This is a genomic window from Arthrobacter oryzae (genome assembly GCF_030812315.1).
Classification (GTDB): Bacteria; Actinomycetota; Actinomycetes; order Actinomycetales; family Micrococcaceae; genus Arthrobacter; species Arthrobacter oryzae_B.
This window is the reverse complement of record NZ_JAUSSM010000009.1, coordinates 202,868-215,988: the sequence shown is the minus strand read 5'-3', so window position 1 is coordinate 215,988 and position 13,121 is coordinate 202,868. Positions and strand designations below refer to the sequence as shown.

11 protein-coding genes and 3 pseudogenes are annotated in these 13,121 nt (G+C 57.8%); 6 read left to right on the top strand and 8 right to left on the bottom strand.

Annotated elements, in window-relative coordinates; all coding sequences use genetic code 11:
- Positions 1 to 52 precede the first annotated feature (52 nt).
- Positions 53 to 931 carry a glycosyltransferase family 2 protein gene (locus J2S97_RS24040; protein WP_373460583.1) on the top strand — a complete coding sequence of 293 codons (879 nt, stop codon included), beginning with the start codon at positions 53 to 55 and terminating at the stop codon, positions 929 to 931.
- Positions 932 to 1,285: 354 nt separating this feature from the next.
- Here the strand turns inward: J2S97_RS24040 and J2S97_RS18200 are convergent, their stop codons facing one another.
- From J2S97_RS18200 to J2S97_RS18185, 4 genes and pseudogenes are all read right to left on the bottom strand, one after another.
- Positions 1,286 to 1,522: a transposase gene (locus J2S97_RS18200; RefSeq protein WP_373460582.1), complete on the bottom strand. Its 237-nt coding sequence runs from the start codon at positions 1,520 to 1,522 to the stop codon at positions 1,286 to 1,288.
- Positions 1,523 to 1,885: 363 nt separating this feature from the next.
- A pseudogene (gene istB, locus J2S97_RS24155) lies at positions 1,886 to 2,631 on the bottom strand (IS21-like element helper ATPase IstB); the annotation flags it as partial.
- Positions 2,632 to 2,719: 88 nt separating this feature from the next.
- Complete coding sequence (locus J2S97_RS24035; RefSeq protein WP_373460586.1) at positions 2,720 to 2,896, bottom strand: hypothetical protein; 177 nt, start codon at positions 2,894 to 2,896, stop codon at positions 2,720 to 2,722.
- Positions 2,897 to 3,041: 145 nt separating this feature from the next.
- Entirely contained in the window at positions 3,042 to 3,617 is a 576-nt protein-coding gene (locus tag J2S97_RS18185) for a hypothetical protein (RefSeq protein ID WP_307051342.1), read from the bottom strand.
- A gap of 399 nt (positions 3,618 to 4,016) precedes the next feature.
- Here J2S97_RS18185 and J2S97_RS18180 point away from each other — a divergent pair, with 399 nt between their 5' ends.
- Positions 4,017 to 4,466 carry a helix-turn-helix domain-containing protein gene (locus J2S97_RS18180; RefSeq protein WP_307051341.1) on the top strand — a complete coding sequence of 150 codons (450 nt, stop codon included), beginning with the start codon at positions 4,017 to 4,019 and terminating at the stop codon, positions 4,464 to 4,466.
- 65 nt (positions 4,467 to 4,531) lie between these two features.
- A pseudogene (locus J2S97_RS24030) lies at positions 4,532 to 5,301 on the top strand (ISL3 family transposase).
- Positions 5,302 to 5,337: 36 nt separating this feature from the next.
- Here J2S97_RS24030 and J2S97_RS24025 read toward each other — a convergent pair.
- From J2S97_RS24025 to J2S97_RS18160, 4 genes and pseudogenes are all read right to left on the bottom strand, one after another.
- Positions 5,338 to 5,485 (bottom strand): annotated as a pseudogene (locus J2S97_RS24025) (helix-turn-helix domain-containing protein); the annotation flags it as partial.
- A 360-nt stretch (positions 5,486 to 5,845) separates the two neighbouring features.
- On the bottom strand, positions 5,846 to 6,625 hold the full coding sequence (locus J2S97_RS24020; protein WP_373460580.1) for a glycosyltransferase: 780 nt from the start codon (positions 6,623 to 6,625) through the stop codon (positions 5,846 to 5,848).
- On the bottom strand, positions 6,534 to 7,796 hold the full coding sequence (locus J2S97_RS18165) for a putative colanic acid polymerase WcaD (RefSeq protein ID WP_307051339.1): 1,263 nt from the start codon (positions 7,794 to 7,796) through the stop codon (positions 6,534 to 6,536). The genes J2S97_RS24020 and J2S97_RS18165 overlap by 92 nt, the downstream gene beginning before the upstream one ends.
- A 6-nt stretch (positions 7,797 to 7,802) precedes the next feature.
- Positions 7,803 to 8,759 carry a colanic acid biosynthesis glycosyltransferase WcaC gene (locus tag J2S97_RS18160; RefSeq protein WP_373460579.1) on the bottom strand — a complete coding sequence of 319 codons (957 nt, stop codon included), beginning with the start codon at positions 8,757 to 8,759 and terminating at the stop codon, positions 7,803 to 7,805.
- 1,061 nt (positions 8,760 to 9,820) lie between these two features.
- On the opposite strand from J2S97_RS18160, the gene J2S97_RS18155 reads away from it, so the two are divergent.
- The 3 genes from J2S97_RS18155 to J2S97_RS18145 are packed head-to-tail and all read left to right on the top strand — an operon-like array spanning position 9,821 to position 13,104.
- Positions 9,821 to 11,065: a glycosyltransferase family 4 protein gene (locus J2S97_RS18155; RefSeq protein ID WP_307051338.1), complete on the top strand. Its 1,245-nt coding sequence runs from the start codon at positions 9,821 to 9,823 to the stop codon at positions 11,063 to 11,065.
- Positions 11,066 to 11,104: 39 nt separating this feature from the next.
- Positions 11,105 to 12,133, top strand: coding sequence for a GDP-mannose 4,6-dehydratase (gene gmd, locus J2S97_RS18150; RefSeq protein ID WP_307051337.1), 1,029 nt, complete (start codon positions 11,105 to 11,107; stop codon positions 12,131 to 12,133).
- Positions 12,133 to 13,104: a GDP-L-fucose synthase family protein gene (locus tag J2S97_RS18145; RefSeq protein WP_307051336.1), complete on the top strand. Its 972-nt coding sequence runs from the start codon at positions 12,133 to 12,135 to the stop codon at positions 13,102 to 13,104. The genes gmd and J2S97_RS18145 overlap by 1 nt, the downstream gene beginning before the upstream one ends.
- Positions 13,105 to 13,121 lie beyond the last annotated feature (17 nt).

The window sequence follows — 13,121 nt, the reverse complement described above, 5'->3', positions numbered from 1 at the left end:
TCATGTTACTGCACTTGAAGCAATTAACCGCTTTGAATTGAGGATACGAAAGATGATTAGCCAAGAAGTTTCCATCGTAATACCAGCGTTCAATTCCGCCTCGCATATTCGGGAGTCAATAGAGAGCGCTAAAGGAATTGCCGCGAAGGAAATCATAGTCATAGACGATGGTTCCACAGACAATACGGCCGCGATTGCTCAAAATCTTGGCTGCACCGTCATCTCCCAAGAGAATTGCGGCACAGCCCGAGCACGCCGGGTCGGCGTCGGGGTGGTTTCGACGCCGCTGACGATCATGCTCGACGCCGACGATGCTCTTGTTCCGGCCGGAGTTGCAGAATCGCTGCGGTTGGCTGCGGAGCATGAAGATTCGGCCGTTATTGCGGGGTCAACTCTGTTCGTTGGTGGTGCCACATCTCGAAAGACTCGCGCTTGGCCCGAAGGAATTTCGGTGGCCACGTTACTCGAACGGGGAATTGCACCGGGACCTCCGGGGGCCTTCCTCTGGAAGACGAGTGCCCTTCGACTGGCTCTTGACGATCCGCTGCCCGCCCTCAGTCCCCGGTACGCCGAGGACTACGAATTGCTCATCCGCGGGGCTAGAGTCGGAAAAGTGTTGTCTCACAACGAAGTCGCTTGCGCCTATGCATCAGAAGGTGGCAAGTCGGCTCTTGCTCCGCTTCGCTGTAACACCGCTGCGGAGGAAATCCGGAGATATTATGCGAAGGTTAGCGGGGCGCCAATACGCGAGCGAAGCAACGGCGAGTTACAAAGTATGGCATACCTACGGATGGCCTATTCCAGTAGAGGCGAACCGTTGAAACACCTAACTTTGCTAATGAAAGCCGCATTGCGGACACCTTTGCTAGTCCCTAGGCTTCTCGGAAGGAAACTTCGTCGGGCTTTTTTCCCACAAAGTTCAGAACTATGACGATGAACCGGATCTAAGGATATCCATTCATCCCTCCACGAAAGCACGTTTGAAACTCTTCATTTTGATAGGAATGGCTTCCTGGCTTCTGTATGCCGCTGAGCCCCAATTGCGGACTTCGCTGGCAGCCCGGCCGGTAGTTTTGTAGGGTCGTTGATCGCTTTTGTGGGTCCATCATCTCGACTGGTGTCAGATTAGGCCAGCACTTTGGTCCGGCACCTGATGTCGGCGACGGTCGAAAAATGAGCCATTATGGCGGCGGCGGATTTCAGCGGTCACTGCAACGGTCTATGAATCTGTCCTGGGGCCAATTGGTGTTCTCATTCGAGGGCGTTGCCAAGGGCTGGGGGGATCTCAGATGTAAACCGGTATGAGAGTCCGCGGGGTGAAATCCTGAGGGCAAGCCATTTCAGTACCTTGATCCCAGGTGAGGGAACGGCGCAGATGGGCCCGAAGGGCACCCATCGCTTCCACGAGCCGGGCGCGCAGATCCTCAGCTCCGCGGTTGCCCGCAAGATGCACCAGGACGATGAAACGCGTGGTCCGCTCGACCAACGTCCCTATGGCCGAGCGACTGCCCTTGCCGATCATGAGATCCTTGCCAGACCAGTCTGTCCGCCACCTCTGCGGGCCTGTCACGGATCATGACCGTGTCCGGGAAGCGCTTGGTCCGGGTGCTCCTTCCGGCGACGTAATCGGCGACCGGTCCGTCCGGACCGCAGTGAGACGGCAGGATCCGCGCCCGTACAGCGCCTGCTATGCGTTCTCAGGCACGACTTGCATTTCCGGTGGTTCAGGGAAATCAGCGCGTAGCCGGTTGCTGATCTGGCGAGGGCTTCAGCGTTTTTCCAGGTGTTCCCGCACGAACTCCCGCGCTCCGGATTGCCGGCTGTTAACGCCACCCCAAATAGGGCAAAACGGGGGCCACGGGGTTGTGTTTCTATTGTGCCGTACTGGCGGTTGGTTGGTGTTTCTTGACCGGTAGCTGTTGCCTTTGAGGCTGATGACGTCGGCGTGGTGCACGATTCGGTCGATCATGGCCGAGGAGATGGTCAGGTCTCCGAAGACGTCGCCCCAGCGGGCGAACGGGAGGTTGGACGTCAGGATCATCGAGGCATGTTCGTAGCGGCTGGAGACCAGCTGGAACAACAGGTTCGTGGCGTCCTGGTCGAATGGAATGTAGCCGACTTCGTCGGTTACCAGGAGGCTGTAGCGGCGCAGTTTGGTCAGTTCCTGAGTGAGTTTCCCGCGGGAGTGGGCTTTCCTAGAGGCGGGCGACCCAGCCGTTGGCTGACTCGAAGAGGACCCGGTGACCGGCCTTGGCAGCCTTGATGCCAATGCCGACCGCGAGATGCGTTTTGCCGGTGCCGGGACGTCCGAGCAGGACCACGTTTTTGGCCTCGGAGAGGAACACTCTGAGGCCCAGATGCGCGATGACGTTCCGGTCTGCGGAGGGCCGGTGATCGAAGTTGAACTCCTCCAGGTCCTTGTCGGCCGGGAACCGTGCGGCCTTGATCCGGGTCGCCGCGCCGGAGGCTTCGCATTCGGAGACTTCACGGGAGAGGACCGCGGCGAGGTAATCATCATGGGGACCAACCGGCACCCCGAGCCTGGTCCCCGAGCCGGCGGAACCCAACACTGATCCGCGCTGCGCGCAGGGCCCGGGCGTAATACTCGATCTGGGATGGTATACAGGTCATGAAGCCACCTCCAGAAGGCCCGGCGCCTGGCCGAGGTCGACGCCGAAGATCTCGTCATAGGCCGCCAGAGCCCGCACCTGCACGGACTCTATCGGTTCAGGACGACGCATCTTTGGGTCCGGAAGTCCAGGCGAATCACTGCCGCACGGGCCACGTGGACCGGATCAGTCACCGCCAGGTGCCAGGCCCAAGCCCGGACGTGAGTGGCGTTGATGACAGCCTCATGAGTAACCCTGACGGTGTCCAGGTCAGCGATGACATCCACGATCCGTCCAATGAACGAAGGGTCAACGGAATAGTCGTTGGAGAACACCCCACGAAGTAATCCCGCGGCAGCCGCACTGCGGTGCGGAACACGGCCTCCGGTGTCACCGGCGGCAGCTCCCGCATCTTCTCCCGGTCCAGGACAATCAGCTCGTCCGGCGACCGTGGCGGGACCTGGAATACCGGTGATTAGCCTTAGGCAGCCAGCCCTCCAGCTGGCCGTTCAAATCCGCTGGTGAGCCGAAGTCCCGGCCCGGTATGAAGCGCTGGCGCAAGAACCTGTTCATCCGCTCGACCATCCCTTGGACTCCAGATCCGCGGCACCGGTTCCGTCGGCCGGCCCTGCCGATGCCGGATTCGTTGTCCCACAACAGCCCGGACGGAACCGCCTGCGCGTCCTGCGGCAGGGTCCACATTCCGCCCAGAAGGTCCAGCGTCGTCCGGGACGGCAGCATCCGTGCCTGGATGAAACCCGAGAACGCCGAGGTCATCACCAGCACCGGAGACGTGTCGCTCTGGCCCTCGCCAACGGGCAGTGGATCATGCGGGAACCACAGGTCGCACTGGACCAGGAATCCCGGCTCGTGGACCAGACGGTCGGCCGGCTCAGGCGGGGCGTATTCCAGCCGGATCGCGGCGACCTTCGCCCGGAACAGCGACGCGGAACCGGACCAGCCAACCCGCTCTGCGAGCGTCGCGACCGGCATCGTCGGCGTCTTCACAAACAACTCCCGAACCCTGGGAGCAAACGCATCAAAACTCGACACTTCCGCTGCCGCTGATACTTCGGCGCCGGTCCGACTCCAGCGCCCGGTCGACCGCGGGAAACTGCCACGATCCTGCCGATCTCACGCTTCGAGTGCTTGCCCGTCGAAAACAGGTGGCGTATCTCCGCCCAATCGTCCCAAATGTTCACCTTCCATAGTGGTCGGTGGCCCTGTTTTCAGTTGGCGCTTCTGGCCCTATTTTCGGGCTCTTCGCAGATGAGCATGGATAGGGCGCGCTGAGGCCGGCGCCGCTGTGGTGGATCGTTTGGTTGCGGCGTGGTGCCGTGGGATAGAGGTCAGGGCCTCTTTGAATTGGTAGCGACCAAGCAAACCAATCCACAAAGAGACCCTGACATGAATAACTCTATGTCGTGTTCTTCGGATCGCTGGTGCATGCGTGCGGACGCGCTGCTCGGTGTCGAGGGCATCCACGTTAGCGCCGTCGCGGAGACCACGAAGGCCCTGGTTCTGCGGGTGGAAACCGGGGAGGACATCACGGGCTGTCCGGAGTGCGGGGTGGTCGCGGTCGGCCACGGACGCCGCCTGGTCCGTCTGCTCTGGGCCAAGCGCCTCTGGCGCTGCCTGGATCCTGACTCCCCGCGGGCCACGTTCACCGAGGACCATCAGCTGGCAGGTTCCCGGGCGAAACTCACCACCAGAGCCGTTGCCTGGGCGGCTGACGCCTTGGCCCGGTTCGACACCTCGGTCTCGGCCCTGGCCCACGAGCTCGGAGTGTCCTGGCACACCGTCTGGGACGCAGTCAGGGCAGAAGCCAGCCAGCGCACTGTGCCCCGGACCGGTTGAAAGGTGTGGACGCGCTCGGCGTGGACGAGCATGTCTCGTCCCACACCGGCCCGCCAGGCACCGGCATGGTCACAGGCATCGTGGACCACACCCGTGACGTGAACGGGGTCGTTCATGCCCGGCTGCTGGACCTTGTCCCGGGACGGTCCGGGAAGGCCTACGCCGACTGGCTCAAAGAACGCGGGACCGAGTTCACCGCCGGCATCAGAACTGCTGCCCTGGATCCGTTCCGCGGCTACGCGAACGCGACCCATGACGAGCTCCCCGAAGCGGTCACCGTGCTGGACGCGTTCCACGTTGTCAAACTGGGTTCGGCCATGGTCGATGAGGTCCGCCGCCGGGTCCAGCAGGACACCCTCGGGCACCGCGGCCGCAACGGCGATCCGCTCTACGGGATCCGTTGGACCTTCAGATCGGCGCCGAACACCTCACCGGAAAACAGGCCACCCGGCTGGACGCGAAGCTCACAGCCGGGGACCCCGGCCACGAAGTCACCCTCGCCTGGCAGTGCTACCAGAAGCTCCGCAACACCTACCACGCCAGATCCGAGCGGGGCCGTGAGCTCGTGACCGAGGTGATCGCCTCATTCCCGTCCTGCCCGATTCCGGAAGTCGCCCGCCTCGGCCGGACACTCAATCAATGGAAGATGGCAATCCTGGCCTACTTTGATACCAACGGGGCCTCCAAAGGACCCACGGAAGCAATCAACGGCGTCATCGAAACCACCCGCCGCATCGCCCGCGGCTTCCGCAACTTCACAAACTACAGACTCAGATGCCTACTCGCCGCGGGCGGCCACCGGCCGTACCGGATCAGACAGACCAACCATGCTTAACTGCGAAGAGCCTATTTTCGGTTGGAGTTAACAGCCTGCGATTTTCCCGGTTCGCTGACGGTTCCTTCTGCGCTCGGCGCTGCGCTGGGCCGTCCGCGGACGGTAGTTGAATGTTGCGGCGGATCTCCCTGGTCACGGTCGACGGACTCCGCCCAAGCTCCATAGGGATGGCACGGATGCTGCGCCGTGATGCAACGCCTACCACAGGTCAGACAGCCGGGCGGCTGGGCGTACACGACAATGACCCGGCACCTGCAGTCGTCCAAGATGGTGGCTGAGATGACATGGTAGTCGGCCAAGTTGAAGATGCTAGTAACAGCGTCGGCCGGTGGGCTCAGCCAAGGCTCATGGTCCGGTTCCTGGTTGGATACATAGACACACTCACCCCAACAGGGCCACGGCTACCATTTTTACGACGAGGGATCAATTCCGCACCCACTGAGAGCCCCTTGGGGAGCGACTCGGAGCGGTAGCGGACGCGGTAGGGGTGAGCGAATGTCCCTTGCCATCGGCCAACACGGAGTATCCGAAAACCACTATTGCATCAAGAAGTGCGCTCCGGTTGCGGCTTAGCAAGAAGCCTGCGCCGGATCCTGCTGGCAAGATGCAGTATTCGGCTAATCGTTCTTGGAACCCGTCCAAGCTGTAGAATGTGGGCTTGAACGTGGCTGGCTTCGGATGCAATTACCTCTGCATGCGTATATGACGTACCCCCAACGCGAAACGTCGCAAACGGACGTTGCGTGGTCACGACACCGCACCTTTGGCTCATTTTCGCGGTGAAGGCATAGTCGCCGGCAACTTTATACCGAGTGTCGTATAGCGTTGATCTGGCACAATCCCCGGGATAGAGAATCGCTTGGTGCGAAGTCGGCAATGCGTGCCAGATATATGACATTCTGCGAGGAAGCCTCAGTACCCGGCTCAGCCCTAGGTCCAACCAGTAAGCGCCCAAAACCATCGATCCGGGATCCGTCGCAAGAAGCTCGGCGAGGTCACGCCACTGCTTGATGGTGGACTCGTCCCCTCCATTCAGGAACCAGATGTAGGAACCCCTGGTTCTGATCAGGCCCCTATTCATTGCATCGTAAATTCCGTTGTCGGCTTCAGACTTAAACTCGACCCAATCGCCGTAGGATTGTTGAAGCCCCCCCAACTCCCCCGAGCTGAGTCCATCTTGGACCAAGACTTCCATCTGGCCGTTCGACGACGAGTAAAGTTCAAGGAGCGAATCAAGGGTTCTGGCGAGACCAACTGGGTCGTTGTAGGTAATCGTGACGACTGAGAGCGCTGGCCTCTCTGGGTTCTTGGACAACTCTCGCACCTTTCGCAGGTTCAAAATAGTTAAAGGCAACGACCACAAACCACGTCATTAGAGCAAACTCGGGCAACATAATGCCACCGCTGAACAAGAATGATCCTGCTAGCCAAATTGGGGCAATCCACGAGATGCCCCTATCAATCCTGGCTCTTCTGATTGACAGGACCAGCATAGCTATCACAAATGCTACTAGTGCTACAAGCCCGATCCAGCCGAAGTAAAAAATGAGCACATAGAATCCATTGTCTAATGATGTACCCTGCGTCGACCCATTTTGGAGACCGTACCTTTCGAGAACAGTCGCGATTGAACCCAGCGGCTCACCCAATGGTGTATTCAGAAGTACGTCAGACAATACATCCAGTGGCGCAACTATTCTATAGTTCGCGCTAGTCCCGGTTTCGTCAAGCGTACTTAGTCTCACCAATAGATATGGTCCCGCCAATCCACCAACCAAGGCAAGTATCAATACAGAGACAGCTCCGGTAGCGGGTCGTGCACGAAAGACGACAAAGATAAGGGCTAAAGCCAGAAGCAGTAGCCCAGAGGCGGACTGGCATGCCAACAGCCCAAGTGTTACCAGTACGGCAGCAAGTTTGCGTGATTTGTTAAGGCAGAAAAGAATTACCGACAAAGCACAAATAACAAAGGCATCGTAGGAAGGCTCCAAGTAGAAACCTTGGGCGCGCGGAAATTGCACAAACTCAAGATGCGGATTGTACTGGTAAAGGTATTGAAAACTTCCAAAAGGATTAAATAGAACGAGGGACCCCATGGCCCCAAGGATGACCTGGCCTACCGATAATGTAACTATAAGAAACAGAGCTAATAAAACGGCTCGATGGAAGGCGTTTGACTTCAGAAACTCCAAGTCTGTTCCCGACCAGCCCAGAGCTACAACTGAGAAAGCCAGAACAAAGAGTGTGAGTGTTCTGACATACTGAACGAGATCCGCATCAGCTGACGAGAACATTGCTGCAGTACTGCTTACAGTAATCACGGCGCAAGAAACACCAATAACACCCGTGAAGCCGCGCGGTCGGGAGACAAGAATCAATAATGCAATTCCACATCCGGCTCCCAGCGTGACAGGAAATCCAAAAAGGGACATTAGCTGTAGATGCTGGCCCACAAAAAATACAAAAGCTAGAATGCCCGCAATTTTAATTCTCAATGGAGATCAGCTCATTCCCTCGTATAGTTCGAGGTATTCATCAACCATACGATCTGGATTGAAGAAATCGATGCCGGGCCGGAGCGCATCATCCTCCTGCTGCGCACCGGTCAAGGATCGGACACTCTCCAAGAGCGAATAGCCCGTGTCGAACAACTCCACTAGGTGACTCGTTTCGAATTCTTGTGATGCGCGCGAACTAATTGCGAACACTTTCAATCCGGCAGTGAGAGCCTCGGCAATGGTCAACGGATAGTAGTCGACGGTAGACGTGAAAATAAGTCGGTCGTGGTCCGACAGAATCTGGGCCAATTCAAAACGATCAGACGTCGCAGGAATGTATTCAACGCCTGGAATAAGCGTTGGAGCATGATCACCCACGATCGTAAGACGCTGTCCCGGAATCCCGGCAAGGCGCTCCAATAGCTTCCAGTCGACTTTAGATCGGTCTCGAAGATCTCTGCAAATAAATATATTGCCCTGCCCTACATTCGAGCGTGGGCGGTTAGGACTTTTCGCAATGGAGCGCGTTGCCTCCCAGTACGTCCTGTCGACGGAGTTCTTGATGACCTGGATATTTCGCAGACCAGACTTTTCAGCGTCGATTGCAAGCCAATCAGCACAAGGAACTATTGCGGTCGGCACGCTGGCTTGAAGTCGAGCAATACCGTCCCGTCGCTCCTCCCACCTCTTTGAGGCCAAGTCGAGCTTCGCCGGAGGATAAGCCCGCAGATTCGGGCAGGAGGGGCAGCCCTTCGCCCACTGTGTGCAGTCGTCCGGCTGTGCGCACCTTCCAGTCATCGCCCAGTGGTCGTGAAGCGTCCACACTAAGGGCTTTTTCAACCTCACTATTAGGTCGAAGAGATAACTGGTCTGTAAGAAGTAACTGTGAATAACATGGAGATGAACTACGTCACTCTCTAGCATTACCGCTTCGAGTTGCTCGGCCGCTGAACCAGCCATGAGGCGAGTTTCCCTGCCCGCCAGCGAGTAGCTGATCCGGTTAGCAGCCGCTATGTGCTTTGGTGTAAGTCGGAAGCTGTCGGAGTTAGATTCCAACGGCGATGATCCGCCATGCGGGCCATATCCATAGGCGAAAGGGGACCTGATGCCGCGCACGGCCAGCTCATCGGCTAGAGTGCGTGCCACTCCAGCGGCCCCCCCCTCGGAGAGCCGTACATTAATCTGAAGTACTTGGGAAATACCCACACTCACCCTCGGCGTTTCTCTGAATTCGCAAATATAGCGAATGTTGTTCGTTTGGCTAGTAATGCCCGTAAAGTGCCTCAGCCCGCCGAGGGCGGCCACTCGGAGGCGTGCGGACGCTGGGACAAGCCACACTGAACTTGGCCCGGACGTGTTATTATCCCTCGGGATATATCAGATCTCGTCGAATCTTCTGCCGATGGGCCCGGCTTCAGGTTGCCCCCACACCGTATTTTCCGGAATTTGGGCCCTGACTACCGTCCCGGGCGTGACAATGGAGCTCCGACCGATGATCGAGCCACCCAGCACTATACACCGCGATGTTACCCAAGCCCCATCGCACACCACCACGGGCCTCGTCAGGAGCCCCATGTCAACGCGATGCGCGTGCGTCCCGGTCGTAACGAATACCTCCTGAGAAAGCACTGAATTTGCGCCTATGAGAACTGAGTTCTGATTGTGGATCCACACGCCTTCGCCAATCCAGGCGTTGTCGCCGACTGTTAACTTCCAAGGAAATTTAACCCGAGTCCTAGGGCGAAAAATGACGTTGGCACCGATCTTTGCACCGAAGATGCGAAGCACTGCGACGCGCAGACCTGAGCTAATCTGCCATGGATTGGTTATGAACAGGAGCTCCGCAATTGCCCAAAGATAGACCATGCCTCTAGGCCGATCCCAAGCCTGCTGTTCCCCCGGGGCCTTCGACAGGTCGACGACACGCACTCCTGTAGGCCCGCCGCGTAGGTCATCTAACGGATTAGTCACAGTAGTCCCCTGAAATGTAAAAGGTGCTCTCAACACCTATTCTTGCACCTGTGACCAACCCTAAACTTCGAATAACCATACTGGCCATCAACTACAGCCCTGAGCCGACGGGAAATGCGCCGTACACCACAAGCCTCGCTGAAGGGCTCGCGGCCTCCGGTCACTCGGTGCGCGTTATCGCAGGGTATCCTCACTATCCGGAATGGAGGCTGCAGGAAGGGTATACGGGGTGGACTAAGACCGAAGTCGTCAACGGGGTTCGCCTGAAGCGTCTGCGCCATCATATTCCTCGATCGCCGTCATCTTGGTCCCGGTTACACATGGAACTGAGTTTCGGCCTGAGGCTGATGTTCGCGCGTTGGGGCTCTCCCGATGTCGTCTTGGTGGTGAGCCCCGCCCTTTTCTCGAGTGCGCTCGCGATCTTACGCAACCGGCTGCGGCTTCGACGACCCCCAGTAGGGATTTGGGTGCAGGACATCTATAGTCGCGGGATCGTCGAAACGGGAACAGGTACCGATGGGCAGGCTCAGGCAGCGGCACACCTAGAGTCTCTTGTGCTTCGGTCAGCTGACGGCGTAGTTGTGATACACGAGCGCTTTCAGCAATTCGTAGTCAACTCACTGCAGGTACCGTCCACAGCCGTCGAGATTATTAGGAATTGGACGCATCTTCCCCCCTCGCCCACTTCAGATCCTGCTGAAATGAGAACGCAGCTTGGCTGGTCCGAAGACGACATCGTGGTCTTGCACGCCGGAAACATGGGCAAGAAGCAAGGCCTTGAGAACGTCATCGAGGCCGCAAGGCTAGCCCAGGAACGCCAAAGCAAAGTGCGCTTCGTTCTCATGGGCGATGGTAATCAGCGACGTACATTAGAAGCCATGGCAGGTGGCCTTTCATCAATCCAATTCGTATCTCCTCTCCCTGGGGAGGCATTCATGATGGCTCTGGTGGCCGCTGACATACTGCTGGTGAACGAACTTCCAGGGGTGAAGGACATGTCTGTCCCAAGTAAGTTGACCTCTTATTTTAATGCCGGAAATCCGGTGATTGCGGCCACGGATGATGGCAGTGTGACCGCCGCAGAGCTGAACGCCTCCCACGGAGGCATTCGCGTGAATGCCGGCGATCCGAGCGCCCTCCTTGAGTCCGCTGAGGTTTTGGGGGCCGATAAAGAGAGGGCAAAGGCCATAGGTGCGCGGGGTCTCAAGTTCCGGCACGAAACATTGTCCAAGACTGCTGCCGTTGGCCACTATGATGATTTCATCACCAGTCTGGCAATGTCGCGCGGCCGCTAGGTTGCGCGATTCTTCTTTTCACACTAATGGGGGGGCACTTTGACTAAGCGCGCACTTATAACAGGGATCACTGGGCAGGACGGCTCATACCTCGCGGAGCTACTGCTAAGTAAGGGCTATGAGGTTCACGGACTGATCCGACGCGCATCGACGTTCAATACATCAAGGGTGGACCACTTGTATGTGGATGCACATGATCCAAATGCAAAACTTTTCCTGCATTACGGAGACCTGAGTGATGGCGCACGTCTGGTCACCCTGCTAGCCCAGATCAGGCCAGATGAGGTCTACAACCTCGCCGCTCAATCTCACGTTCGCGTTTCGTTTGACGAACCGGAGCACACGGGTAACACGACTGGCGTTGGGACAATTCGGCTTCTGGAAGCAGTCCGCATGGCAGGTATCGAAACCAGGTTCTATCAGGCTTCATCCTCCGAAATGTTCGGTGCTACTCCCCCTCCCCAGAACGAGGAGACGCCGTTCTATCCGCGCTCGCCCTACGGGGCGGCTAAAGTATACAGTTACTGGATAACCAAGAATTACCGCGAGGCCTATGGAATGTTCGCGGTAAATGGAATTTTGTTTAATCACGAGTCGCCGCGCCGCGGTGAAACCTTTGTGACGCGCAAGATTACCCGAGCCGTTGCGGCCATCGCCGCCGGCAAGCAGGACTTGCTGTACATGGGCAACCTGGACGCTGTCCGCGACTGGGGCTATGCAGCCGAGTACGTCGAGGGCATGTGGCGCATGCTCCAAGCGGATGAACCGGACGACTTTGTACTGGCAACAGGCGGCAACTACACGGTTCGAGACTTCCTCCAGATCTCCTTTGAACACGTTGGCCTCAACTGGGAAAACCACGTGCGTTTCGACGAGCGTTATCTCCGCCCCACTGAGGTCGATGCACTTGTCGGCGATGCGTCGAAGGCACAGGAAAAGTTGGGTTGGAAGGCTTCTGTTCACACGCCTGAATTGGCACGAATCATGGTTGATGCCGACGTTGAAGCCCTAAAACATGCAGGCAACCACTGGATTGACACTGTGAATCTTGAGAGCTGGAAGAACTAGTGGGAGACACAAATTTCGCGCTTGGCAGGCTTGATCGTGCGTCCACTTTCTACGTGGCCGGCCATCGGGGACTTGTGGGGTCAGCGATTTGGCGCAACCTCGAAAACGAGGGCTTCAAAAACCTCGTTGGGCGGTTGTCATCTGAGCTCGATCTGAAAGATCGCGAAGCTGTCTTTGCCTTCTTTGCGGAGACGAAGCCGCGCTACGTGGTGCTGGCCGCCGCAAAAGTCGGCGGGATTCTGGCAAACAGCAAGTTCCCTGTCGACTTCCTGAGCGATAATCTCAGAATTCAGGTTAACGTGCTCGACGCTGCGCGCGTTCACGGAGTTGAAAGACTTCTCTTCCTCGGATCCTCATGCATTTACCCCAAATTCGCGGAACAGCCGATCCGCGAAGACTCGTTGCTCACTGGCCATCTGGAACCGACCAACGATGCTTACGCTATCGCCAAAATCGCAGGAATCATGCAGATCCAGGCCGTCCGTCGGCAGTACGGGCTTCCCTGGATCTCTGCGATGCCTACGAATCTCTACGGGCCTGGCGATAACTTCTCGCCGGAGGGGTCGCATGTCCTCCCCGCTCTGATTCGTCGATACGACGACGCTGCAAAGAACGGGTCGGACAGCGTGACTAACTGGGGCTCTGGATCACCCCGGCGGGAGTTCCTGCACGTCGACGACATGGCCGCGGCGTGCCTTCACCTGATGGAAAACTATGACGGGCCCTCGCAGGTAAATGTAGGGACGGGGTCCGACGTCACGATCAAGGAGCTCGCTTCAATGGTTGCCGACGCCGTGGGTTTCAAAGGAAACATAGAGTGGGATGCAAATAGGCCTGACGGAACACCTCGCAAGCTCCTCGATGTTTCAAAGTTGGCCAAGGCTGGTTGGTCATCGTCCATTGGACTCGAAGAGGGCATTCGGACAACAGTAGATTGGTACCGGGCAAACCTCGAGTCCATTCGACACTAAAAGCCCCTTGCTGTTAG